Source organism: Streptomonospora litoralis, from assembly GCF_004323735.1.
GTDB classification, from domain to species: Bacteria; Actinomycetota; Actinomycetes; order Streptosporangiales; family Streptosporangiaceae; genus Streptomonospora; species Streptomonospora litoralis.
This window is the reverse complement of record NZ_CP036455.1, coordinates 200,779-223,334: the sequence shown is the minus strand read 5'-3', so window position 1 is coordinate 223,334 and position 22,556 is coordinate 200,779. Positions and strand designations below refer to the sequence as shown.

General features: G+C 71.8%; 20 protein-coding genes and 1 pseudogene. 9 read left to right on the top strand and 12 right to left on the bottom strand.

Translation table 11 applies throughout. From position 1 onward, the window contains the following. Positions 1–109 precede the first annotated feature (109 nt). Positions 110–1,006 carry an SDR family NAD(P)-dependent oxidoreductase gene (locus EKD16_RS01010; protein WP_242677180.1) on the bottom strand — a complete coding sequence of 299 codons (897 nt, stop codon included), beginning with the start codon at positions 1,004–1,006 and terminating at the stop codon, positions 110–112. Between the two features lie 285 nt (positions 1,007–1,291). On the opposite strand from EKD16_RS01010, the gene EKD16_RS01005 reads away from it, so the two are divergent. Next, positions 1,292–1,987 carry a class I SAM-dependent methyltransferase gene (locus tag EKD16_RS01005; protein WP_131096637.1) on the top strand — a complete coding sequence of 232 codons (696 nt, stop codon included), beginning with the start codon at positions 1,292–1,294 and terminating at the stop codon, positions 1,985–1,987. 35 nt (positions 1,988–2,022) lie between these two features. Here EKD16_RS01005 and EKD16_RS01000 read toward each other — a convergent pair whose 3' ends face one another. Next, complete coding sequence (locus EKD16_RS01000; protein ID WP_131096636.1) at positions 2,023–2,997, bottom strand: LysR family transcriptional regulator; 975 nt, start codon at positions 2,995–2,997, stop codon at positions 2,023–2,025. A gap of 83 nt (positions 2,998–3,080) precedes the next feature. On the opposite strand from EKD16_RS01000, the gene EKD16_RS00995 reads away from it, so the two are divergent. The 3 genes and pseudogenes from EKD16_RS00995 to EKD16_RS26630 all read left to right on the top strand — a co-directional run bounded on the left by EKD16_RS00995 (position 3,081) and on the right by EKD16_RS26630 (position 4,881). Next, positions 3,081–4,253, top strand: coding sequence for an aminotransferase class V-fold PLP-dependent enzyme (locus EKD16_RS00995; RefSeq protein WP_131096635.1), 1,173 nt, complete (start codon positions 3,081–3,083; stop codon positions 4,251–4,253). 97 nt (positions 4,254–4,350) lie between these two features. Then, positions 4,351–4,482: pseudogene (locus tag EKD16_RS26635) on the top strand (Clp protease N-terminal domain-containing protein); the annotation flags it as partial. Between the two features lie 54 nt (positions 4,483–4,536). Further along, entirely contained in the window at positions 4,537–4,881 is a 345-nt protein-coding gene (locus EKD16_RS26630; protein ID WP_449457409.1) for a Clp protease N-terminal domain-containing protein, read from the top strand. Between the two features lie 41 nt (positions 4,882–4,922). On the opposite strand, the gene EKD16_RS00985 is transcribed toward EKD16_RS26630, so the two are convergent. From EKD16_RS00985 to EKD16_RS00960, 6 genes are all read right to left on the bottom strand, one after another. After that, positions 4,923–5,579, bottom strand: coding sequence for a CatB-related O-acetyltransferase (locus tag EKD16_RS00985; RefSeq protein ID WP_131096633.1), 657 nt, complete (start codon positions 5,577–5,579; stop codon positions 4,923–4,925). Between the two features lie 120 nt (positions 5,580–5,699). Continuing rightward, positions 5,700–6,530: a class I SAM-dependent methyltransferase gene (locus tag EKD16_RS00980; protein ID WP_131096632.1), complete on the bottom strand. Its 831-nt coding sequence runs from the start codon at positions 6,528–6,530 to the stop codon at positions 5,700–5,702. Between the two features lie 1,075 nt (positions 6,531–7,605). After that, a complete protein-coding gene (locus tag EKD16_RS00975; protein ID WP_278248913.1) occupies positions 7,606–8,514 on the bottom strand; it encodes an SURF1 family cytochrome oxidase biogenesis protein in 909 nt (302 codons plus the stop codon). A gap of 272 nt (positions 8,515–8,786) precedes the next feature. Continuing rightward, positions 8,787–9,884, bottom strand: a complete 1,098-nt coding sequence (locus tag EKD16_RS00970) for a chaplin (protein WP_131096631.1) — start codon at positions 9,882–9,884, stop codon at positions 8,787–8,789. A 785-nt stretch (positions 9,885–10,669) separates the two neighbouring features. Beyond that, positions 10,670–12,118 (bottom strand): catalase, encoded by a 1,449-nt coding sequence (locus tag EKD16_RS00965; RefSeq protein ID WP_131096630.1) that lies wholly within the window; start codon positions 12,116–12,118, stop codon positions 10,670–10,672. Between the two features lie 103 nt (positions 12,119–12,221). Next, the gene (locus EKD16_RS00960) at positions 12,222–12,683 is read right to left on the bottom strand and encodes a Fur family transcriptional regulator (protein WP_131096629.1); all 462 of its coding nucleotides are present in this window, start codon (positions 12,681–12,683) and stop codon (positions 12,222–12,224) included. 314 nt (positions 12,684–12,997) lie between these two features. Here EKD16_RS00960 and EKD16_RS00955 point away from each other — a divergent pair, with 314 nt between their 5' ends. After that, on the top strand, positions 12,998–14,176 hold the full coding sequence (locus tag EKD16_RS00955; RefSeq protein WP_131096628.1) for a CapA family protein: 1,179 nt from the start codon (positions 12,998–13,000) through the stop codon (positions 14,174–14,176). A 93-nt stretch (positions 14,177–14,269) separates the two neighbouring features. On the opposite strand, the gene add is transcribed toward EKD16_RS00955, so the two are convergent. Continuing rightward, on the bottom strand, positions 14,270–15,307 hold the full coding sequence (gene add, locus EKD16_RS00950) for an adenosine deaminase (RefSeq protein ID WP_131096627.1): 1,038 nt from the start codon (positions 15,305–15,307) through the stop codon (positions 14,270–14,272). A 399-nt stretch (positions 15,308–15,706) separates the two neighbouring features. Between add and EKD16_RS00945 the strand changes: the two genes are divergently transcribed. Together EKD16_RS00945 and EKD16_RS00940 are read left to right on the top strand one after the other, a co-directional pair. Next, positions 15,707–16,273, top strand: coding sequence for a TetR/AcrR family transcriptional regulator (locus EKD16_RS00945; protein WP_131101868.1), 567 nt, complete (start codon positions 15,707–15,709; stop codon positions 16,271–16,273). Positions 16,274–16,363: 90 nt separating this feature from the next. Beyond that, positions 16,364–17,263: a prolyl oligopeptidase family serine peptidase gene (locus EKD16_RS00940; RefSeq protein ID WP_242677179.1), complete on the top strand. Its 900-nt coding sequence runs from the start codon at positions 16,364–16,366 to the stop codon at positions 17,261–17,263. 38 nt (positions 17,264–17,301) lie between these two features. On the opposite strand, the gene EKD16_RS00935 is transcribed toward EKD16_RS00940, so the two are convergent. Beyond that, positions 17,302–18,666: an FAD-dependent oxidoreductase gene (locus EKD16_RS00935; RefSeq protein WP_242677178.1), complete on the bottom strand. Its 1,365-nt coding sequence runs from the start codon at positions 18,664–18,666 to the stop codon at positions 17,302–17,304. A gap of 205 nt (positions 18,667–18,871) precedes the next feature. Between EKD16_RS00935 and EKD16_RS00930 the strand changes: the two genes are divergently transcribed. Beyond that, complete coding sequence (locus EKD16_RS00930) at positions 18,872–19,498, top strand: HD domain-containing protein (RefSeq protein WP_165498466.1); 627 nt, start codon at positions 18,872–18,874, stop codon at positions 19,496–19,498. 160 nt (positions 19,499–19,658) lie between these two features. Here EKD16_RS00930 and EKD16_RS00925 read toward each other — a convergent pair whose 3' ends face one another. Next, positions 19,659–20,417, bottom strand: coding sequence for a sulfite exporter TauE/SafE family protein (locus tag EKD16_RS00925; RefSeq protein WP_131096624.1), 759 nt, complete (start codon positions 20,415–20,417; stop codon positions 19,659–19,661). 541 nt (positions 20,418–20,958) lie between these two features. Between EKD16_RS00925 and EKD16_RS00920 the strand changes: the two genes are divergently transcribed. Beyond that, positions 20,959–21,312 (top strand): WhiB family transcriptional regulator, encoded by a 354-nt coding sequence (locus EKD16_RS00920; protein ID WP_131096623.1) that lies wholly within the window; start codon positions 20,959–20,961, stop codon positions 21,310–21,312. A gap of 130 nt (positions 21,313–21,442) precedes the next feature. Here EKD16_RS00920 and EKD16_RS00915 read toward each other — a convergent pair whose 3' ends face one another. After that, positions 21,443–22,429, bottom strand: a complete 987-nt coding sequence (locus EKD16_RS00915; RefSeq protein ID WP_131096622.1) for an SPFH domain-containing protein — start codon at positions 22,427–22,429, stop codon at positions 21,443–21,445. Positions 22,430–22,556 lie beyond the last annotated feature (127 nt).

The following is a 22,556-nucleotide window of genomic DNA, read 5'->3' as shown; positions in this document are numbered from 1 at the left end:
ACAGCGGGTGACGCCGCGCCTCCCGCCGTCCGGCACCGGGGCGGACACGGTGGCGGGCGGCACCCCCGGGAACGACCGCGAGCCCGCCGCCCGCCCGGCACGCGCCGCCTCACTCCAACCGGCTCTGCACCTCCTGGACGGCGCCGCGGCGCGCGACCGAGTTGAACAGGCCGCGCGGGATCAGCCGCAGCAGGCCGTCGGCGGTCTTGTACTGCGGTCCGGGCACCACCGAGGTGCGCCCGGCCGCCCAGGCCCGCAGCGACTCGGCGACGATGCGCTCCTTGGGCACGAACGCGAATCCCGGCAGCCCGCTCTCCTGCACCTTGCGCGTCATCTCGGTGCGCACATACCCGGGCAGCACCGCGGTGACGTGCACGCCCGACCCGGCGACCTCCAGTGCCACGCTCTCACTCCACAGCCGCACGAAGGACTTGGTGCCGCCGTAGACCGCTCCCCCGGGGTTGGCGACCAGCTGCGCGGCCATCGAGGAGACGTTGATGACGCCCATGTGCAGCGCGGCGCCGGATCCGGTCCCCGCGGCGCGGCGGCGGGAGATCTGCACCGGGATGACCGCCCGGGCCAGATGCAGCACGGCACGGACGTTGAGGTCGAGCATGCTGTCGATCTCGTCGGTGTCCTGCTCGGCGAAGTGCCCGCCGCCGCCTGTGCCCGCGTTGTTGACCAGCAGGTCGATAGGCGCGGCCTCCCCCGTGCCGTCGGCGCGCAGCCGCTCCTCCAGGCGGGCGAGGTCGCCGGGGTCGCCGAGGTCGGCCGGCAGCGCGACGGCCGCCACCCCGCACTGCTCGACCAACTCCCCGGCGAGCGCTTCGACCCGCTCGGCGCGGCGCGCGACGAGTACGAGATCGTAGCCGCGCCGGGCCAGTTGGCGCGCGTACTCCTCGCCGATGCCCGACGACGCGCCGGTGACCAGCGCGGTGCGGCGGTGCCGGGCGCGCCCGCCGGAGGCGGTGCCGGCGGATTCGGACGGGTCCTCGGTGTGGCTCACGGCTGCTCGCTTTCTGGTTCGGGGGCTGCGGCCCGGTCTCGTTCGGTACTCGGGGCCTTCCCGGCGCACGACGTGCGTACCGCCCGGGTGCGCGGGCGTCGCGGGTATACGGCTCTGATCCGCTACCCGCGGGCGGTCGGCATGCGACCGGTCGGCCGTGTCCGGGGGATATGTCCGCGGATGCCCGCGCCATCACCTCTGGCGCACCCCGCACCCGGCGTGTTCCACGCCACACACCGGAACGCCTAACCTGCGGCTTACGGCCAAAGGCACTACCGTTCTGGCATGGCAGCGCCACAGACACCTCTGCAATCCACTGGTCTCGATTCGCGGCTTCGCGACGCCGGGCTCTTCCTCCGGCAGGCGTTCCGCACCTTCCGCGCGACGGGCGCCGTGGCTCCCAGCAGCCGCGCCCTCGGACACGCGCTGGCCCGGTTCGTCGACGAACGCGAGGACCCCGGTGCTCCGCTCTCGATCATGGAGGGGGGCGCCGGCACGGGAGCCGTCTCCCGAGTGATCGTCGAGCACATGCGCAAGGGGGACACCCTCGACCTGGTCGAGTCCAACCCGGAGTTCGCCGGCCACCTCGCCGAGCTGCTCGCCACCGACCCCGAACTCAGCGCCGCCGCCGACAGCGCGACGGTGCACCAGGCCCTGGTCACCGACCTCGGCCCCGACCGCAGCTACGACGTCATCGTCTCCGGTCTCCCCTTCGCCAACTTCACGGCCGAGGAGGTCCGCGAGATCCTGGAGTACTACTTCTCCGTGCTCCGCCCGGGCGGCCACCTCTCGCTGTTCGGCTACCTCTACACCAAGCAGGTCAAGGCGGTCATCGCACCCCGCGAGGACTACCTGCGCCAGGCCCGGTCCAGCTGGGTCGTGGAGGAGTGGGTCAACCGCTACGGCATCGGCACCGAGCGCGTGATGGCCAACATCCCCCCGGCCTGGATCCACCATCTGCGCAAGCCAGCCGCGGACTGAGCGGCTGCGAACCCGGCGCGGCCGCGGTTCCGCGCTCAGCCGGGCGCGGCGCCGCGTGCCGCGACCGGCGCGGCGGGCACGGTCGGCCCGGCGGCCCGGCCTGCGGGCTCCGCCGGCTCGACCGCGCCCGCGGCGGCGGCGAGCTCGTCCAGCATCGCCGCGACGGCGGGCGGCTGCGGTCCCGCCGACACCGCGGCGTAGATGCCGCGCGAACCCAGCTCCGGCAGCGCGCGCCGGATGACGCCCGCCTCGCTGTGGCAGGCGAACGCCAGCTCCGGGAGCGCCGAGACCGCCAGCCCGCAGGCGACGAGCCGCTGCACGGCCACGTACTGGTCGGTGGCGAAGTCGATGTTGGGCTCGAACCCGGTCGCGCGACAGCACAGCTCCAGGTGGCCGCGGCACCGGTCGCAGCCTGAGGCCCAGGCCGCGTCGGCCAACTCGCCCAGGCGCACCCGTTCGGCCGCCGCGGCCGGGTGCCCGTCCGGGACGGCGAGCACCACGCGGTCGCGCATCAGCGGGATGCGGCGCAGCCGGACGTCGTCGCTCCCCGGCGTCTCGGCGTAGTCGAAGGCGACGGCGATGTCGGCCTCGCCCGCGCGCAGCGCCGCCAGCGCCGCGGCGGGTTCGGCCTCCGTCAGCGCCACCCGCACTCCGCCCGCGCGGCGGCGCAGGGCGGCCAGCGCCTCGGGCACGAAGCCCGACACGGCGGTGGGGAAGGCGGCCAGGCGGACCCGACCGGTGCGCAGTCCGGCGATCGCGGCGACCTTCTCGTCGGCCTCGGCGAGCGCCGCCAGCGCGCTGTCGGCGTGCTCGACCAGCACCCGGCCCGCCTCAGTGAGCCGGACGCCGCGGGCGTGCCGGACCACCAGCGGGGTACCGGCTTCGGCCTCCAGCCGCGCGACGTGGTGCGAGATGGCGGGCTGACTGTAGGACAGCGACGCCGCGGCCGCGCTCATCGAGCCGAGGCGGGCGACCTCGCGCAGCACGCGCAACCGGTGGAGTTCGAGCACCGCAGCAAGGTATCAACTGTTTCTGGGGATTGTGCGGAACACCTCTGATTGTCCTTAGTGCGGCGGCACAGCAGGATCGAGGCATGGACACCGACGACGCCCACCGCCACACCGCCGCACACCCGGCGCCTGACGCACCCGCCGCATCCGGGGGCCTACTGCCTGCCCACGTCGCCGAGCACTTCGCCACCGCCGGTACCGCGACCGCCTTCCTGAACACCGGCACATACGGTCTGCCACCGCTCGCGGCCCACGAGGCCGCGTTGCGCGCCGAACACGACCGCGCGGCCGGACGGCTGGACCTCGGCGCCATGGACGCCGCCGTCGACGCGTCGCGCTCGGCATTCGCCGATCTGCTCGGCCTCAGTCGCGACCGCGTCTCGACGGGTTCGCACGTGTCGCAGTTCGTCGGCCTGGTCGCCGCCGCACTTCCCGACGGCGCCGAGGTGGTCGCGGCCGAGGGCGACTTCACCTCGCTGCTGTTCCCGCTGCTCGCCGCCGAGGAGCGCGGCGTGCGGGTGCGCCTGGTTCCGCTGGACGAGGTGGCCGCTGCCGTGCGGCCGGGCACCGATCTGGTCGCGGTCTCGGCCGTGCAGTCGGCCGATGGGGCCGTCGCACCGTTGGAGGAGATCACCGCGGCGGCCGCGGCCCACGGCGCGCGGACGCTGGTCGACGCCACCCAGGCGGCCGGCTGGCTGCCGCTGCCGGCCGAGCGCATCGACTATCTCGTCGCCGACGGTCATAAGTGGCTGCTCGCGCCGCGCGGCACGTGCTTTCTGGCCGGCAAGCCCGCGGCGCTGGCCGATCTGCCGCCGCTGGCGGCGGGGTGGTACGCCGGTGCCGACATCTGGGACTCGGTCTACGGCGGACCGCTGCGCCTGGCCTTTGACGCACGACGGCTGGACCTCGCGCCGATCTGGCCCGCGTGGGCGGGACAGGCGCCGGCGCTCGCGTTTCTGGCGGAGGTCGGAGTCGAGGCGGTGCACCGGCACGATCTCGCGCTGGCCGCGCGGTTTCGCTCCGGGCTGGGTCTGGCTCCCGGCGAATCGGCGATCGTCTCCGTCGAACTGCCGCCCGGGACTGCGGAGCGGCTTGCTCGGGACGACGTCGTCGTCTCCGAGCGGGCCGGTCGGGTGCGGTTCTGCTTCCACCTCTCCACGACACCGGCCGATGTCGACCGGGCCGTGGCGGCCGTCGCGTCGCTGGAGGGGGTCGGCGAGTACCTCGACGGGGCGTCCGCCCGAGGTCGACCATGATCAACTTCAGTTGACAAGGCGTGGTAGTCAACATAAGTTGACAATTGCGTGGGGGCGGCGGCGCCCGCACACCGCGGCGAAGGGAGCAGACCCGGAGATGTTCGAGCGATTCAGCAAGGACGCACGGCAGGTCGTCATCCTGGCCCAGCAGGAGGCCCGCACTCTCGGCCACCACCACATCGGCACCGAGCACCTGCTGCTCGCACTGCTCACCGAGGACACCGGCACCGGCAGCCGGGCGCTGCGCGAGCACGGCGCTGTCGCCGACGCGCTGCGCGACACGGTGGTGCGGCTGTCCCCGGCACCGGTCGCCGAGAGGGAGCCCGCAGGCGTCGCGACCGGAGGAGGCGGCGAAGAGGGCCGAACCCGCAAACGCGGACTGCTGCGCCGGATACTGCGCACCGACGGCGGCCACATCCCCTTCTCCAAGCGGGCCAAGCAGACCCTGGAGCAGTCGCTGCGGGAGACCGTCTCAACCGGCGACGCCACGATAACCGGCGGACACGTCCTGCTGGGCGTGCTGCGCGTACCGGAGACGACCGCGAGCCGGGTACTCGCCGACACCGGGATCGACTCCGCGGCCCTGCGCGCCACCACCGAACGCCTCCTGGGCCGATCCGGAGGTTGAGAGCGCCTTGCACCGGCCCGCCCGCATTCAGGACGGGCGGGTCACTGGCCTCGCAGCTCGGCCGCGATCTCGGCGAGCCGCGCGGGAGTTCCGCCCATGATCTCCGCGGCGTGGCGGGTGATCAGCTCGACCGGCCAGTCCCACCACCGGGCTTCCCGGAGTAGTCGAACATCCTCGGGCCCGTAGCGGACCCGGATCGGCTGCGCCGGATTTCCCCCGACCACTGTGTAGGGCTCGACATCGGAGGCCACGACGCTGTAAGCGGCGATCACGGCGCCGTCGCCGACCGAAACCCCCGGCAATACGGCCGCCTCACGTCCGAACCACACGTCGTTGCCCACAACGGTGTCGCCGTTGCTGGGAATGGCCAGGAACGTGTCCAGCGTGTTATCGGTCCAGGAGCCGCCGAACATGGTGAACGGAAAGGTGGAGGGCCCGGCCATCGGGTGCTGACCGGCGGGCATCACGAACCGCACGCCCGGACCGATCGCGCAGAACCTGCCAATCACCAGACGCTGCGTTCCGTAGTTGTAGAGCACGTTCGCAGACTCGAAGGGTCCGCGCGTTCCCTCGTCGTCGTAGTAAGTGAACTCCCCGACCTCGATGAACTCCGAGGTCACCTGATTGCGTAGAAAAACGACGTTGTCCAGGTCCGAACGCGTGGTCGGGTGGAGCCGGGCGGGGTCGGGTGCGCTCAACGCGGCGAGCCCTTCTCAACGCGGTCAAGGTTGTCCGAGCGATCGCAGCGGCCCGAACGCCGATTAGATTAATCCGCTTTCCCAGGTGCGGCAATGCGATTCCCACAGTAGCGGCGGGCCTTACGGCTTGGCGGCTGAGAAGACCGCCGTGCCCGGGAACAGGCGGCCGCGAAGCGGGCTCCAGCCGCCCCATGTCTCGGGGTTGTGCTCGGGCCACTCCGGCTCGGCCAGGTCGTGCAGCACGAGCCCGGCTCCCGCGATCGCGCGGATCCAATCACCGAAGGTGTGGTGGTGCTCGACGTAGACCGCGCTGCCGGCGCCGTTCTCCTCGACGTAGGCGCGGCGGTCGAAGTAGGACTGCTCGGCGGTGAGACCGCGTTCGCCGGGGTCGTCCGGGAAGCACCAGCGCATCGGGTGGCTCACCGAGAACACCAGCCGCCCGCCCGGACGCAGTACCCGCGCGGCCTCGGCCAGCGCGGCCCGGGCGTCGGGGACGAACGGCAGCCCGCCGAAGGCCGAGCACACCAGGTCGAAGGCGCCGGAGGCGAACGGCAGACGCTGTACGTCGGCCTGCGTGGCCGGCACCCGCAGGCCGGTCTCCTCGTCGATCCGGCGGGCGTGCTGCAGTTGGCGGCGGGAGACGTCGATCCCCACCACCTGCGCCACGCCTTGCGCCCGCAGCCACCGCGAACACTGCCCGGCGCCGCACCCCAACTCCAGCACCCGCGCGCCGCGCAGCTCCTCCACCGGACCGAGCAGCCCGAGATCGGCCTCCTCGACCCCCTCGGGCCCCCACACGAAACCGGTGTCGCGCAGGAAGGAGCCGTGCTCGGCCTGGTACTCGTCCGCGGCGTGCTCCCACCACACGCGGTTGGCATGCGCGCTCTCGTCCGGCCCCGCCGAACGCCGGGTCACGCGGTGGATGTCGGGGGCGCCCACGTCGTCGATCATGGCGGCCATCCTTTCAGCCGTGCGCTTCGGGCGCCTCCACGAACGTAGGCAGGCGGCCGCGTCCTAAGTACTGCGCCGTTTTCCTGCATTCCGTGTGCCGAGAGAGTGAGCTGGGGCGGCGGGGCGGCTCCGTTTCGCTGGGCGGCCTTGTCGGCCTGCCGGACGACGAGTCTCCTGACGGGGAACAGCGGGCACCGAGGGCGGCGGGCCGGGGTCTGCGGTCGACGAGTCGGGGACTTGCCGGTGGCGCGCGTTGCGGGGCGGCTCGGGTTCGCTGGGCGGCCTTGTCGGCCTGCCGGGCGGCGGGTGGTCTTACGGAAAAGCGGCGGCGAAAACGCCGGAGGGCCTCGGCCCACGGTCGACGAGTCGGGGGCTCGGGGGTAGCCCGGGGCAGCGGGGGGCGACGCTCGGTCCTCCGGGGACCGGTCGGCGCATCTAATGCGCGGTTTTCACCGGATTCCGGCCACTGTCTGGTAGAAACCCTGCAATAGGTGGCTACCGATCCCGCCGAGTCTGTCTGTGGGGCTGGATTCGGCGCCGAATCCAGCCCCACGGACAGACTCGGTGCGCCTTCGGGCGCCACCCCGACCGGGTTCGGGGGTTTTGCCCGGTTGCGTACCGCCCTGCGGCACAACGGACACGCGGATCCCCGTGCGGCCATCCGACGCCGCCGCCCCTCGTCGGGCGCGCCACCGGCGAGCACGCGAACCGTCGACCGCGGACCGAACCCTGCGCTGTCCTTGGTGCCCGCTGTTCTCCGTCAGGGGACCCGCCACCCGGCAGACCAACAAGGCCGCCCAGCGCACCCGAGCCGCCCCGCCGCCACCGGCGAGCACCCGGCCCGATGGGCAAAGGCCCGGCCCGGCTGCCACCGTCGCCTCCGCTGTTCCCCGCAGACAGCCCGCCGCCCGGCAGGCCACAAGGCCGCCCAGCGCACCCGAGCCGCCTCCCGGCTTTCCCCGATTTCCCATGGCCCCCGACGGCACCGGACTCGGTCATCATTAAATGTCCGGAGCTGCGACGACGGTGTCTGGCGCTATGCCGTGGACAACCCGCACGGCACCCGGTGACGCTGTCAGATCCGGGTGTCGGTGTGCTGCGGTTCCCGCCGCTCCGGTCCGGTTTCGGGTGCGCGGTGCTGCTCCGGCTGCTGTCCCGGCGCGCTCGACGCCGCGGGGTGCCCGTCGGCCGAGGGGCCGCCGACCGGATCTTCGCCGCCTCCCGGGGCGGATCCGTCCCCTCCGCTGCGCGCGTCGGCGACCTCGCGGCGCATGAAGAAGATCCAGCCGCCGACGGCGACCACGGTGAAGACCCACCACTGCACCGCATACGAGAGGTTCATGCCCGTGTTGAACTCGGGCGGCGAGACGGGGTCCGGGTGGTCGGCGCGCTGCGGGCGCTGCTCGGTAAGCTCGGCGTAGCCGCCGTAGACGGGGTAGGGCAGATTCTCAGCGATCCGGTCCACGTCGACCAGCATGATCTGGTCCTCGGGCAGGCCGCCGCGCACCCGGATGCCGGTGTTCTCCTCGGTCTCGCTGTACTGCAGGCGCCCGGTGACCGCGACCCGGCCCTGCGGGGGCGGCGGGACGTCGGGGCGGCTGGTGGCCGTGGGCGGCTGCTCGATCCAGCCGCGGTTGACCAGCAGGGCCGTCCCGTCGTCGGTGACCAGGGGTGTCAGCACGTGCATGCCGACACCCGCTTCGCCGCTGCGGTTGCGTACGACCAACTCGTGCTCGGTGTCGTAGCGCCCGGTCGCCGTTACGGGCCGCCACCGCTCGTCGGCGGAGACCTCCTCGCCCGGGCCGGTGAGCCGCTCGACCGGGACGGGGTCGGCGGCCATGTTCGACTCCTGGAGTCCGACCGCCGCGGACTTCTCCTCCCAGCGGCCCAGCTGCCAGAACCCCAGCCAGATGAACGAGGGCACGACGAGCGCCACCAGCGCGTGGAACGCCAGCATGCGCGGCGACAGCAGGACACGGAGCACGTTTTCGAGGCTATAGGAACCGCGGCACCCGTCCTCAGCGGGTGGGGCTTGCCCACCTGCTGCGACACGCGCCTGCACGGCGACTCCGGCGGAGCCGCCGCCCTCGCGCCGAGTACCGGCCCGAGCACATGGGAACGCCGGGTCGGCGGCCCTGCTGGACCGCCGACCCGGCGTTCCCACCATGCGGTGCGCGCCGCCCCGGACCGGGTGCGGGGCGGCGCGCAGCCGTTCACCGTCGGCCGCGCGGACGGGACCGCGCGGATCGGCGCGTGTCAGCCCTCCGCGCCGGTCGACTCCTCGGCGGCAGCGGCGGCGGCCTTGCGGCGGCGGGTGAAGTACATGGCGGCGCCTCCGCCGCCCACGGCCGCGACGGCCGCGGCGACCATGCCGCCCAGAGCGGGGCCGGTCACCGGCAGCCCGCCGGTCGCGCTGGTGTCGTCACCGCCGTCCTCGGGCGCCGGCTTGGTGTCAGGCGTGCTGTCGCCGCTCGGCCGGGTGGAGGGCTCGGGCGTGGGGGACTCCTTGTCGCCCGGCTTGTCCTCGTCGGGGTTCTCCGGCTTGTCGTTGTCGTCGCCGGGCTCTTCCTCCTCGGGCTTCTCGGGCTTGTCGCCGTCGTCGCCCGGCTTTTCGCCGTGGGAGATCGTCTCCAGGCACTCGCCCTTGGCGATACCCAGCACCGAGACCGCGTTGCCGCAGATGTCGGCGGCGGCGTCGACCGGAACGTCGACCTGGTTGCCGGCGGCGACTCCGCCGGAGCCGTCGGTCTGCGCCCCTGAATCGCCCCCGTTGTCGGGCGACTTCTCGATGACGTTCACCACGGTGGTGCACTCGGACTTGGAGGCACCCAGCACCGCGATGGAGTTGCCGCACACGTCGAGGGCCACGTCGATCGGGATGTTGATCTGGTTGCCGCTGGCGATCCCGCCGGAACCGTCGGTCTGCGGCGAGCCCTCGTCCTCGGACTCCTGGGCCAGCTTCTTCACCACGGTCTTGCATTCGGCCGCGGCGATCCCGCCCACGGCGGTGGAATTGCCGCAGATGTCCAGCGCGGCGTCGACGGGGATGTTGATCTGGTTGCCGCTGGCGATCCCGCCGGAACCGTCGGTCTGCGGCGACGCCTGGCCCTCCTCACTCGATGCGTAGAGCACCTTCGAGACGCGGGTGCAGTCGGCTTTCGAGATGCCCAGGACGGCGAGGGCGTTGCCGCAGAGCTCGGCCTCGACGTCGGCCGGCACGTTGACCTGGTTGCCGCTGGCGATCCCGCCCGAGCCGTCGGTCTGCGGCCCGGCGTAGGCGATCGCCGGGGCCGCGCCGACCAGACCGGCGGTCAACAGTGAGACGGACACGGACGTGTAGAGGTGCTTGCGCATGTTCAGGCATGACCTTTCGCTGACGCGAACACGAGAATGCGTTCGATCGGGGGCGAGGCGTCACCTAAGGCGGGGTAGTGAACCGCCGACCCGAAAAGGACAACAGGGTTCGATGGCGCCATCCGCGGGACGCACGCTTGATGCGCCTGCGAATCGATGGCCGCCGTACGGCGCGGCTCCACGAAAGGCGTGGAGCGTTTCTCTGCGCGCCGTTGCCCGACAACGCTAGCAGTCGCCCGTCCGGTGGGCCGGGGTTTTTTCAAAAAACCGGCCATACCGGAAATCACTATGTACACGAGCCACTACACAGTGAAGTAGCGGCTGTTCAAAGGCCCGAAATCAAGCCTACGAGCAGGCCGATACGCCCACCAAATGTCCGTCGACGCGCAGCGGAAACGAGTCGGAACGCACGCGGAATGCGGTGAAATCAGACAAGAGGCGATGGAGAACGCAGAGCACGAAAGAGCCGACGCGCCGCCCCACAATGCACGCACACCCACCGGAATAGACAATTCCGCCGACTTCACCGGCTTAACAGACAACGACGCGAAAGGCAGATACCGGGCCGTACTCCGCAATCCGCACGAACCGCGCCCGAACGCCGCGGTCCGCTCCGGACACGCCGTGCCGGGCGCCGCACAGCACAAGGCCCCGGGCGCGGACCCGGGCGACACCGTGCGGTGTCACCCGTGCCGCGCCCGGGGCCGGGCTCTGCCACCGGACGGGGGAACGGTGTCGCCACCGTCCCCGAGCCGGTCAGCGCAGCGGCCGCCGCGGTGGCGGGCTCAGGACTGCACGCCCAGGCCCTTGGCCACGCCGGCGCCGAGGTCGGGGTGGACGTTGGTCCAGTACTCGACCACGCGCTTCTTCATGTCGTCGGTGACCGAGGGGGCCGAGGCGTGCCCGACGATGTTGCTCACCATGCTGGCGCGCTCGGACTCGGTGAGGATCTGCTCCCACAGCGCACGCGGCTGGCTGAAGTCGTCGTCCTCCTTGTGCAGCTCGTAGGCCGAGCGGGTGATCTCGCCGGAGACGTGGTAGGAGTCACCCTCGTAGAGCTCGTTGGCCGAGACCGCGCCGCCCGCCGTGTTGGGCGCGTACACCGGGTCCTGGTTGTTCGCGTAGGCCATCGGCCCGTCGAAGTTGTAGCTGCGGGTCGCGACCTTGGGCTGGTTGACCGGCAGCTGCAGGTAGTTCGGCCCGATGCGGTAGCGGTGGGTGTCGGGGTAGGAGAACAGCCGCCCCTGCAGCATCTTGTCCGGGCTGCCGCCGATGCCGGGAACCAGGTTGGAGGGCTCGAACGCGGCCTGCTCGATCTCGGCGAAGTAGTTCTGCGGGTTCCGGTTCAGCGTCATCTTCCCGACGGTGATCTCGGGGTAGTCGCCGTGCGGCCACACCTTCGTGAGGTCGAACGGGTTGATCCGGTAGTTGACGGCGTCGTCGAAAGGCATGACCTGAACCTTGACGGTCCAGCTCGGGTGCTCGCCCTGCTCGATGCTCTCCCACAGGTCGCGCCGGTGGGCGTCGGGGTCGTCGGCCTCCAGCGCCTTGGCGGCGTCGGCGGAGAGGTTCTCGATCCCCTGGTCCGTCTTGAAGTGGTACTTCACCCAGAACTTCTCGCCGTCGGCGTTGTACCAGAGGAACGTGTGGCTGCCGTAGCCGTTCATGTGGCGCCAGGTCTTGGGCGTACCGCGGTCGGTCATCAGGAACGACACCTGGTGGGCCGACTCGGGGTTCAGCGTCCAGAAGTCCCACTGCATGTTGTGGTCGCGCAGCTGGTTGTCGGCGCGGCGCTTCTGCGAGTGGATGAAGTCGGAGAACTTCGAGGGGTCGCGGATGAAGAAGATCGGCGTGTTGTTGCCGACCAGGTCGTAGTTGCCGTGCTCGGTGTAGAACTTGATGGCGAACCCGCGGGGGTCGCGGGCGCTGTCGGCGCTGCCCAGCTCACCGGCCACGGTGGAGAAGCGCAGCAGCAGCGGGGTCTTCTTGCCCTTCTGGAACAGGTCGGCCTTGGTGTACCGGCTGACGTCCTCGGTGATCTCCAGCTCGCCGAAGGCGCCCCCGCCCTTGGCATGGACGACGCGCTCGGGGACGCGCTCGCGGTTGAAGTGGGCCATCTTCTGAATCAGGAAGTGGTCCTGCAGCAGCAGCGGCCCGTTGGGGCCTACCGACTGCGAAAGTCCGTCGCTGGGCGCCGGATGACCGGCGTCGTCCGTGCTGTAGGGAACGCTCACTGCTCGCACCTTTCGAAAATGCTCAAAGCGGCCTCGTGGATCGGCGCGGGGCCGGGTTCTGCGGTGCCATCCGCGGCGGCGGCCGGCCTGCGGTGGACGGGGGTCAGTGCCCGCCCCTCTCCCGCGCGAGCGGCCCGACGCCGGAGCCCGCACCCTGCGCCTGGCATTGCGGACAGACGCCCCAGAACACCACCTCGGCCTCGTCGATCGCGTAGCCGTGGGTGCTCGACGGCTCCACACAGGGGGCCTCACCCACGACGCAGTCGATGTCGGTGACCTCGCCGCAGGCGCGGCAGACCAGGTGGTGGTGGTTGTCCCCGACCCGGGACTCGAAGCGCGCGGGAGATCCGGCCGGCTCGATCCGCCGGAGCAGACCCGCGTTGGTCAGCGCGTGCAGCCCGTCGTAGACGGCCTGGGTCGAGACGTGGCCGAGCGCACCCCGCACCCCGCGCGCGATGCGCTCGGCGTCGAGGTGGTTGCCGGACCGGACCTGCGCCAGGATGGCCACCCGTGCCGCGGTGACCCGTAGTCCGGCCGAGCGGAGAGCGTCGGCGACGTTGTCCATGCCCTCACTCTAAGACACAAACTGGAACTACTCAAGAAAACGATCCAATCTAGAAAATCTCCTGGACCTCCGTTGACCTGGAACTCCGCGAAACGGTCAGGTCCACACCGATGCGGCGCGGTCGGCCCGGCAATCATCTAGACACGAACCGTAGTCGAACCGATGCGCGCGCCACCTATGGCCGCGCAGCCTGAGGCCCGTATCCTCACCCTTGGCTCCGTTCTCCCGACGAGGAATCGGCCCGCTGGTCACGCCCGCTCCGTGACGGCACCCCCACCCCCGCACTACCGCTCTTGCCTCCTACTGGAGCTTCGATGACCCACGACTCCTCCACCCCGACCCGTTACTTCCTCCCATCGCTGCGCGCCGGCGCCGCGTTGGCCGTGCTCGCCGTGCTGGCCTCCTGCTCCTCGGGGGGCTCCGCCGAGCCCGAGGAGACCGGACAGGCCGCCGGCGGCGAATCGCCCTCCGAAAGCGCCTCGCCCTCGCCGACACCCGAGGACCGCGCACCCATCACCGTCGCCATCGGCGGCGACGTGCACTTCGAGGGAGTGCTGGCACAGCGCCTGGAGGCCGACCCCGCCACCGCCCTCGGGCAGATCTCCGAGACGCTCTCGGCCGCCGACCTCTCGGTGGTGAACCTGGAGACCGCCGTCACCGGCGGCGGCACGCCCGCACCCGGCAAGCAGTTCCTGTTCCGTGCACCGGCGAGCGCCTACACCGCGCTGGACTCGGCCGGAGTCGACGTGGCCACGGTCGCCAACAACCACGGCATGGACTACAGCGCCGACGGCCTGCAGGACACCCTGGCCAACGCCGAGGAGGCCGGATTCCCCGTCGTGGGCGCCGGCCAGAATGCCGAGGAGGCGTACGCGCCGCACATCTTCGACACCGAAGGCGGCAAGGTGGCGGTCATCGGCGCCACCGACGTGCTCAACGACAACCTCATCCCCGCTTGGACGGCGGGACCGGACAAGCCCGGACTCGCCTCGTCCAAGTTCGAGATGCAGAGCCGGCTGGTCGAGGCGGTTTCGGCGGCCGCCGAGCAGGCCGACACCGTCATCACCTACCTGCACTGGGGCCTGGAGGGCGACCACTGCCCCAAGCCGCACGCGCCCGGCCTGGCCCAGGCCCTGGTCGACGCCGGATCCGACGCGGTCGTCGGCGGGCACGCCCACGTGCTCTCCCCCGGCGGCTACCTGGGCGGCTCCTACGTCCACTACGGGCTGGGCAACTTCGCCTTCTACAACTACAGCGGCCCCACCGCCCAGACCGGCGTCCTCGAGCTCACGTTCCAGAACGGCGAGGTGGTCGGAGACAAGTGGCAGCCGGGCCGGATCCAGGGCGGCGTGCCCGTGCTCTACGAGGGGACGGCGGCCGAGAACGCGCGCGCGACCTGGGAGGGCTACCGCTCCCAGTGCGGCGGCGTCCAGCTGACCCCGACGCCCTCCGGCGAGCAGGACGGCGAAGAGGACTCCGTCGAGGCCGGCTGAGGCGTTCCGACCCACCGCGGCCCCGGTTCCGGCGGCCGGGCCGGGCTCCGCAGGAACGCGGCCCCCGGCCCGGCCGCCGGCCGCCCCGCGCCCCTACAGCGTGTGGACGTGGCCGGCCAGCACCGTGTCGATCTCCTCGATCAGCACCTCCTTGACCGGATCCTCCAGGTAGGAGGCCGCCACCCCGTTGCGGGCCAGCCCCGCCAGCCCCTGGGCGCCCAGCCCCAGCTGTGCGGCCGTGCGGTACTCGTTGGTCAGGTCGGTGCCGAACATCGGCGGGTCGTCGCTGTTCAGCGTCACCAGCAGGCCCGCCTCCAGCATCCGCGGCAGCGGGTGCTCCCAGATATCGCCGACGGCGCCGGTGCGCAGGTTGGAGGTCGGCGCGACGTCCAGCGGCACTCGCTCCTCGCGCAGACGCGCGACGAGCTCGGGATCGCGCATGCTGTCGATGCCGTGACCGATGCGCTCGGCCCGCAGCAGGTCCAGCGCCTCGCGCACCCGCTCCGGCCCGCCGATCTCCCCCGCGTGCGGCAGGCTGCGCAGCCCCGCCGCCCGGGCGCGCGCGAACAGCTCGGTCATCGGGCCGAAGGGCACCTCGACCCCGCCGACGCCGAACCCGACGACGCTGTCGGGCCCCTCGGCCAGCACCGCGTCCAGGGTCTGCTCGCCGGTGTGCACCCCGTAGTCGCCGGGGAAGTCGGGGATCCAGCGCAGCCGGATGCCGTGCCGGCGCTCGGCCTCCACGCGCGCCGACTCGATGCCCGCGAAGACGGTGCGGGCGGACACACCGCGCATCAGATGGGCGTAGAGGCTCACGCAGACCTCGGCGTAGCGCACGTTCTGCGCAGCCAGCCGGGCGGCGACGTCCGCGGCCAGCAGGGCGAAGTCCTCTTCGTCGACGAGGGTGTGCACCGAGGCCAGGTACACCTCGATGAAGTGCGGGAAATCACGGAAGGCGTACCAGTCGCGGACCTCGTCCAGGGATGCGGGGACACCGGAGACCCCGTGCTTGCGGGCCAGCTCCAGCAGCGTCGCCGGCTGCATGGAGCCTTCCAGGTGCACGTGGAGTTCGACTTTGGGGAGTTCTCGGATGAACGCCTCGACGTCGGAGGCGAGTGCGGGGAGTTCCATTCCGGTGACGCTAGTCAGGTACCGGCCGCACTCCAAGGCGGCCCCACCGCAATCGGTGCCGATTCGCCGCACCGCACCCGTACCGACGCCCCGCGCCGCGGCGGCCGCGGCGGCCTCCCGACTCGCCGCCGCGGCCGCTCGGGAGGTGGCCGTATGCGGTCAGACGGCCGATCACGGTCCCGCCGTCGGCATTGAATGGGAACCGTGCGAGCACGGGGCCGAGTCAGAGGGGGCGTGATGAAGACTTCCACACGCGGCGCGACCTGCGCGCCACCGCCGCCGGGAGGCGACGGGCGAAACGAAGGCGGCCGACCCGCCGGAGACGGCCGAACCCCGCCGACCGCCGGCTCCTCCCTCGCCCACGCCCCGCTGCGCAGGCTCCCGGCCCAGCACCGCAGCATGGTCCGCGTGCAGCGCATGCTCGACGCCTGCGCCGAACTGCTCGACGAGGCCGGCTACAGCGCCCTGTCCACCACCCGCATCGCCGAACGCGCGGGCGTGGCCATCGGCTCGGTCTACCAGTTCTTCCCGGACAAGCGGGCCATCACCCAGGCACTCGGGCTGCGCTATGTCGACCTGTTCACCGCACGGGTGCGCGAGCGCCTCGCCGAGGGCGACCGCGAGCACTGGACCCAGGCGGCCGATGCCATCATCGACGAGTACCTGGCGATGCACCGCACCGTCCCCGGCTTCCGCAGCCTGCACTTCGGCGACGTCGTCGACACCCGGCTGCTCGACTCCGGAGCGGACAACAACCGGGTGATCGCCACCCGGGTCCGCCAACTGCTCACCTCGGTCGGCGGTGCCGGTGAGAGTGAGGAACTCGACCGGGCGGTCCTGGTGGCCGTCGAGGCCGCCGACGCGGTCCTCAAACTGGCGTTCCGCAGCGACGCCGAGGGCGATCCGCGCCTGATCGAGGAGGCGAAGCTGCTGGTACGGAACTACCTCGGCCACCACTTCGGCTGAATTAGGCTGCAACATACACGCTCAGCACGAATGAGGTCGGTCCAGATCGCCACGACGGCTTTCGGCGTCCGAATACGGGAGGAGCCTTCAGTGCGAGCAGACAGTGCCTCCGCCACCCCTGCCACCCCCGCCCTGCCGACCACCGGCACCGCCGCCGGCATCCCCTACCTCGCCATCCCGCCCGCGGTCGCCGCCGACCCGGCCCCGATGATCATCGCGCTGCACGCGTTCGAGCCGCCGCGCAGCGAGACCGCGCTGGCCGGCACCCTGCCGCTGGCGTCCCTGCCCGCCTGGCGGTTCTACCTGGGCCTGCCGATGTTCGGCGCGCGCCTGCCCGAAGGCGGCGTCGCCGAGGTCAACCGCCGCGGCCAGTCGGACTACCTGATCGAGCTTTACGGGCCCGTCGTCGAGCAGGCCGCGGCCGAGCTGTCGCGGGCGGCGGCCGACCTTCGCGAGCAGTTCCCCGTGGCCGACTCCCACGTGGGCCTGATGGGCGTGGGCGCGGGCGGCGCGGCTGCGCTGCTCGCCCTGATCGAGAGCCGACTGCCGATCTCGGCGGCCGGCGTGGTCAACCCCGTCATCGACCCGCGGGCGGTGCTGGCGGCCCGTGAGCGGCGCCTGGGCATCCCCTACGCCTGGAACGACACCTCCCGCGAAGTCGCCGCCTGGCTCGACTTCACCGCCCGCGCGAACGACATCGCCGCGCGCCGCCCCCAGCCGCCGCTGCTGGTCGTCAGCGGCCAACAGGACGACGTCGTCGCCCCGGAGAGCGGCCGTGCCCTGCACGACGCGCTCGCCGAGAACTACCCCGCCGAGGCTCTGCGCCACATCGAGGTGCCCGACCTCGCCCACACCATGGGCCCCGAGCCCGGACTGCAGCCGGGACCGCCGGCGCCCGGCAACGTCCTGGCCGACCGCGCACTGGTCGAGTGGTTCCACACCCACCTGGCCGCGGCGTCGCCCACCGAGCCGACGGTGCGGCTGCGCTGAGCACACCCGGCCCGGCCGCGCGGCCGGGCCGGGTGTGCTCACATCCGCTCGGCCAGCTTGCGCGCGGTGATCAGCACCGGGTCCCACACCGGCGAGAACGGCGGCGCGTAGCCGAGGTCCATGGCCGCGATGTCCTCGACAGACATGCTGTTCCACAAGGCCGTGGCCAGCACGTCGATGCGCTTGGCGGCATTCTCCCAGCCCACGATCTGCGCGCCGAGCAACCGCCGGGACCGCCGCTCGGCCAGGATCTTCGTCGTCATCTCGGTGGCGCCGGGGTAGTAGCCGGCCCGTGTCGTGGACTTCAGGACCTCGGTCTCGAACTCGAAGCCGGCGCGCTCGGCCTCGGTCTCGTTCAGCCCGGTGCGCGCCACCTCCAGCCCGCACACCTTGCTGATCGCCGTCCCGAGCACACCGCCGAAGCGGGCGTAGCCGCCGCCGATGTTGGTGCCCGCGACGCGGCCCTGCTTGTTGGCGTGGGTGCCCAGCGCGATCGCCACGGGCGCGGTGGAGACCCGGTGCAGGCTCTGCACGCAGTCGCCCGCGGCCCACACCCCTTCGGCCGAGGTGCGCATCCGCGCGTCGACCGCGATACCCCCGGTGGGGCCCACCTCGATCCCCGCGGCGCGCGCCAGATCGCTGTTGGGCCGCACGCCCATCCCCAGTACGACGATGTCGGCCGCATACCGTGTGCTCTCGGTGGCCACGGCGCGCACCCGGCCCCCCGGCGCCGTCTCGATGCCGGTGACCGGTTCGCGCATGTGCACCTCCACGCCCATCCCGGCCACGGCGTCGCGGACGATGCGTCCCATGTCGCGGTCGAGGGTGCCCATGGGCTCGTCCGCCGCCTCCACCAGGTGCACCCGCATGCCCCGCTGCACGAACGCCTCGGCCATCTCCAGCCCGATGTAGCCGCCGCCGACCACGACCGCGGTCTCGGGTTTCTCGTTGTCGACGAACTCGCGCACGGCGATCCCGTCGGAGAGGGTCTGCACGCCGAACACGCCCGGTGCGTCCATGCCGGGCAGGTCGGGACGCACCGGGACCGCGCCGGTGGCGATCATGAGTTGGTCGAACGGCTCTTCGCGCGCCTCGCCGTCCGAGCCGCGGGCCGTGACCGTGCGGCGGGCGAGGTCGATCGCCTCGACGTCGGTCCCGGTGCGCACGTCGATACCGAATTCGTCGCGGAATGTGGCGGGGTCGCGCGAGACGAGGTCGTCGGAACTCGATACGGTTCTGCCGACCAGATAGGGGATACCGCATGCCGAGTAGGATGTGTGGGGTCCGCGCTCCAGGGCGAGGATCTCCAGATCCTCGGTGCCGCGCTGCCGCCGGGCCTGCGATGCGGCGCTCATTCCCGCCGCGTCGCCGCCGATGACGACAAGCCGTGGCCGTGCGTTCATTCGCCGCTCCATGCCGCCTCCAATATCAGACGCTCCGGCGTCAGTCAGCCGCCGTTGCATGGAATCATCCCAGCGGCGGCCGGGATGGACGGAGTCAGACGCTCCGGCGTCAGTCGGCCGCCGTTGCATGGGATCATCCCCATGGGCGGTCGGGTAGTCCCTGGTTTCATCGTGACGATCCATTGTTCCTAGGAGGGCGGCTTACGTGACGGAACCGGCACCGGTGTTCGCCAGCGGCGTCGATCACGAACGGCTCACGTCCCAGCTCCGGTTCATCCTGGAAACCGACAAACTGAAGCGCATCCTGCGGCGCAACATGCTCGTGGACGGCTCGCGCCGCGAGAACGACGCCGAGCACTCCTGGCACCTGGCCCTGGCCGCGCGCGTGTTCGCCGAGTACGCCCCGGCGGGCACCGACATCGACCGGGTGGTGGAGATGCTGGTCCTGCACGACATCGTCGAGATCGACGCCGGCGACACGTTCATCTACGACCCCGGGCAGGCCGACTCGCAGTCCGAGCGGGAGCGCGCCGCGGCCGACCGCATCTTCGCGCTGCTGCCGGAGGACCAGGCCCGAAGCACGCGGGCCCTGTGGGAGGAGTTCGAGGCGCGCGGCACCGCCGAGGCCCGCTTCGCCAAGGCCATCGACCGCCTCGCGCCGATGCTGGCCAACTGGCACACCGAGGGTGGCACGTGGGTGCGCCACGGGGTCACGCGCTCCCAGGTGGCCGAGAAGGTGAAGATCATCGCGGAGGGATCGGAGGCGCTCGGTTCCTACGCCGTGGCGCTGATCGAGGACGCCGAGCGCCGCGGGTACCTGGCGGTCGGCTGAGTCCTGATCTTCGAATGGGCGGAGGAACCCTGCGCGGACTCTCCCGGGCTGACCGGCCCGGTGGGAAACGGTCTCAGGATCTCCCGGAGGGTTCCCCGCCCCCTGGCGGCCGCGCCTTTCCTAAGGGACCGCCGGGGTCCCGGACGCCCGGGTCTGCGCATCAGAAGCGGTCGAGCACGAGTTGAACGGCCGCGGTGAGTCCGACCGCCACGATCAGCCCGCGCAGTGCGAACGGCTTGAGCTTGCGGCCGAGCCGCGCGCCGGTGTAGCCGCCGATGGTCGACCCGGCCGCGATCAGCGCCGCCACCGGCCAGGACGGTGAGCCGAAGGTGATGTAGAAGACGGCCGCGGTGCCGTTGACCACGGCGGCGAGCGCGTTCTTCAGCGCGTTGATGCGCTGCATGTCCTCGTCCAGCGCGGTGCCGAGCACACTGATCAGCACGATCCCCTGAGCGGCGGCGAAGTACCCGCCGTAGGTCCCGGCGGCGTAGACGCCCAGCGGCAGCAGCGGTCCGCGGCCCGGGGCGCGGCGCCGACGCTCACGCAGCCGGCGGGAGAGACGGGGCTGGACGATGATGAGCACACAGGCCAGCCCGATGAGCACGGGGACGACGCTCTCGAAAACCTCCGAAGGCAGGTTGAGCAGCAGCACCCCGCCGGTCAGCGCGCCCAGGCAGGACATCGCCGCCAGCCGCAGCAGGCGCCTGCCCTGGCCGCGCAACTCGCGGCGGTAGCCGATGGTTCCGGTGAGTGTACCGGGCGCCAGGCCGATGCTGTTGGAGATGGACGCGGTCACCGGCGGGTAGCCGAAGGCCAGCAGCACGGGGAAGGTGAACAGGGTTCCGGAGCCGACGACCGCGTTGATGCCGCCGGCGCCGATGCCCGCCAGCAGAACGGCGAGCGCCTCCCACACACTCATGGACACCCTTCGCAACGGGTTCGCGCGTATCGACGGGAGCGCACTGCAGGCTCCGCACGCCGTGTGGAGCGCAGCACCGGGCCGCTGACCTGGCCGAACGCGCGTCCACTGCATACAGTCTACGTGGTTGTCGTCCCAGGCGCGCATGAGGGCGGAGCGCGGTGCGTCACACCGCGCAAGCGGATCGCCCCCGCCCCCTCGGCCGGACGCCGGGCCGTTCCCTGGGCGGATGCCTCCCGGTGTCGGCGCGGCGACCGCCGGTGTTGCGGCTGTGCGCCCTGTTGGCTATGGCCCACTCGGGCTATATCAGAAATGGGCCCAATGGGGCCTGTCGACAATCTCCGCCGGTCCGTAGTTTCGTCCTCAGCGGTGAGGAAAGACACAGCGCGCCGAAACCCCGGTCCGCCGCGAAGAGCCGACCCCCTGTCCGGACCAGCGAGCGGAATCGCTTCCGGCCGGTGTCCGTTCCCCGCCGTCCCCCGCCGGCGACCGCGCCCGCCGGCGCACACAACACACATGCTGATCTTGGGAGTGGGGCAACATGTGGACAGCTGAAATGAGGACCCGTGCACTGTGTCGCGAGGTCGACCCCGACGCACTGTTCGTCCAGGGTGCAGCGCAGAACCGCGCGAAGCTGATCTGCCGGGGCTGCCCGGTGCGCACCGAGTGCCTGGCGGAAGCCTTGGACGACCGCATCGAGTTCGGGGTCTGGGGAGGGATGACCGAACGCGAGCGCCGGGCCCTGCTGCGGCGCCGGCCGGACGTCACCTCGTGGTGGGACCTGCTCACGGCCGCACGGGCGCGCTACGAGCGGGAGAACACGGAGACGGCAGGGGAAGGCCGGCTCCACGACACCCCGCTCGCCGCGCAGGTCTCCGGCGAGGCCGAGCGGTAAGCGCCGCCCCGCCGCGTCCTCCGCGGCGCGGTGCATCTTCGAGAAGACGCCCCGCGGCCGCTCGAAGGCCGCTGCGGGGCAGACAGCCGCTGCGGCGGCGGGCACGGACGCCCGCCGCCGCGGGGGCGTGTCAGCCCTGCAGCGGGTGCCTGGTCAGCGTCCCGTTGGAGTCGGGCGAGGAAGGAGAGGTCTCCGACGGCTCCTCGGCGGTGTCGCGCACGCGCTCGAACACCTCGCCGATCCCCTCCAGTGCCCGGCCCATCTCGCTGGGCACGATCCACACCTTGTTGGCGTCGCCGCGGGCGATCTCCGGCAGCTTCTGCAGGTACTCGTAGGCCAGGACCTCCTGGCTGACGCCGCCCGTCTTCAGCGCCTTGGCGACCATGGTGATCGCGTCGGCCTCGCCGCGGGCGCGCACCGTCATCGCCTCGGCCTCGGCCTTGGCGCGCACCTTCTCCGCATCGGCCGCGCCCTGGGCGCTGAGCACGGCGGCCGACTGCTCTCCCTCGGCCCGCAGAATGGCCGACTGCTTCTGTCCCTCGGCGCTGAGGATCTCCGCGCGCTTGTCGCGGTCGGCGCGCATCTGCTTCTCCATCGCCTCCTGCACCGACTCCGGGGGTTCGATGGCCTTCAACTCGACACGGCTGACCTCGATGCCCCATTCCGCCGTGGCCTCGTCCAGGACGGCGCGCAGTTCGCGGTTGATCTCGTCCCGCGAGGTCAGCGTCTGCTCCAGATCCATGCCGCCGACCACGTTGCGCAGCGTCGCCGACGCCAACTGCTCGACCGCCTGGATGAAGCTGGCGACCTTGTAGGTGGCGTTGTAGGGGTCGGTTACCCGCACGTAGACCGCGGTGTCGACGTTGACCGAGAGGTTGTCCTGGGTGATGGCGGCCTGCGGCGGGAAGCTGACCACCTGGACGCGCAGGTCGATGCGCTCGCGGACGTGGTCGACGAAGGGGACCACGATGTTGAATCCCGAGCTGAGCGTGCGGTGATAGCCGCCGAACCGCTCCACGACGTCGGCCATGGCCTGGGGGACGATGCGGACGCTGCGCCAGCCGATCACAGCCAGAACGGCGACGAAGACCAGCAGGATGATGACGATGGTTCCCATCGGGCGGCTCCGGCTCTCCTGTCGAGGGGACACAGGCGGTCACTGGGTCACTGCGCAGCCGCCGGAGCACGGCGTGTGGTGCACGGCGACCGGTGCGCGCGGAGGAGGCAGCCACCGGCGCACGCGG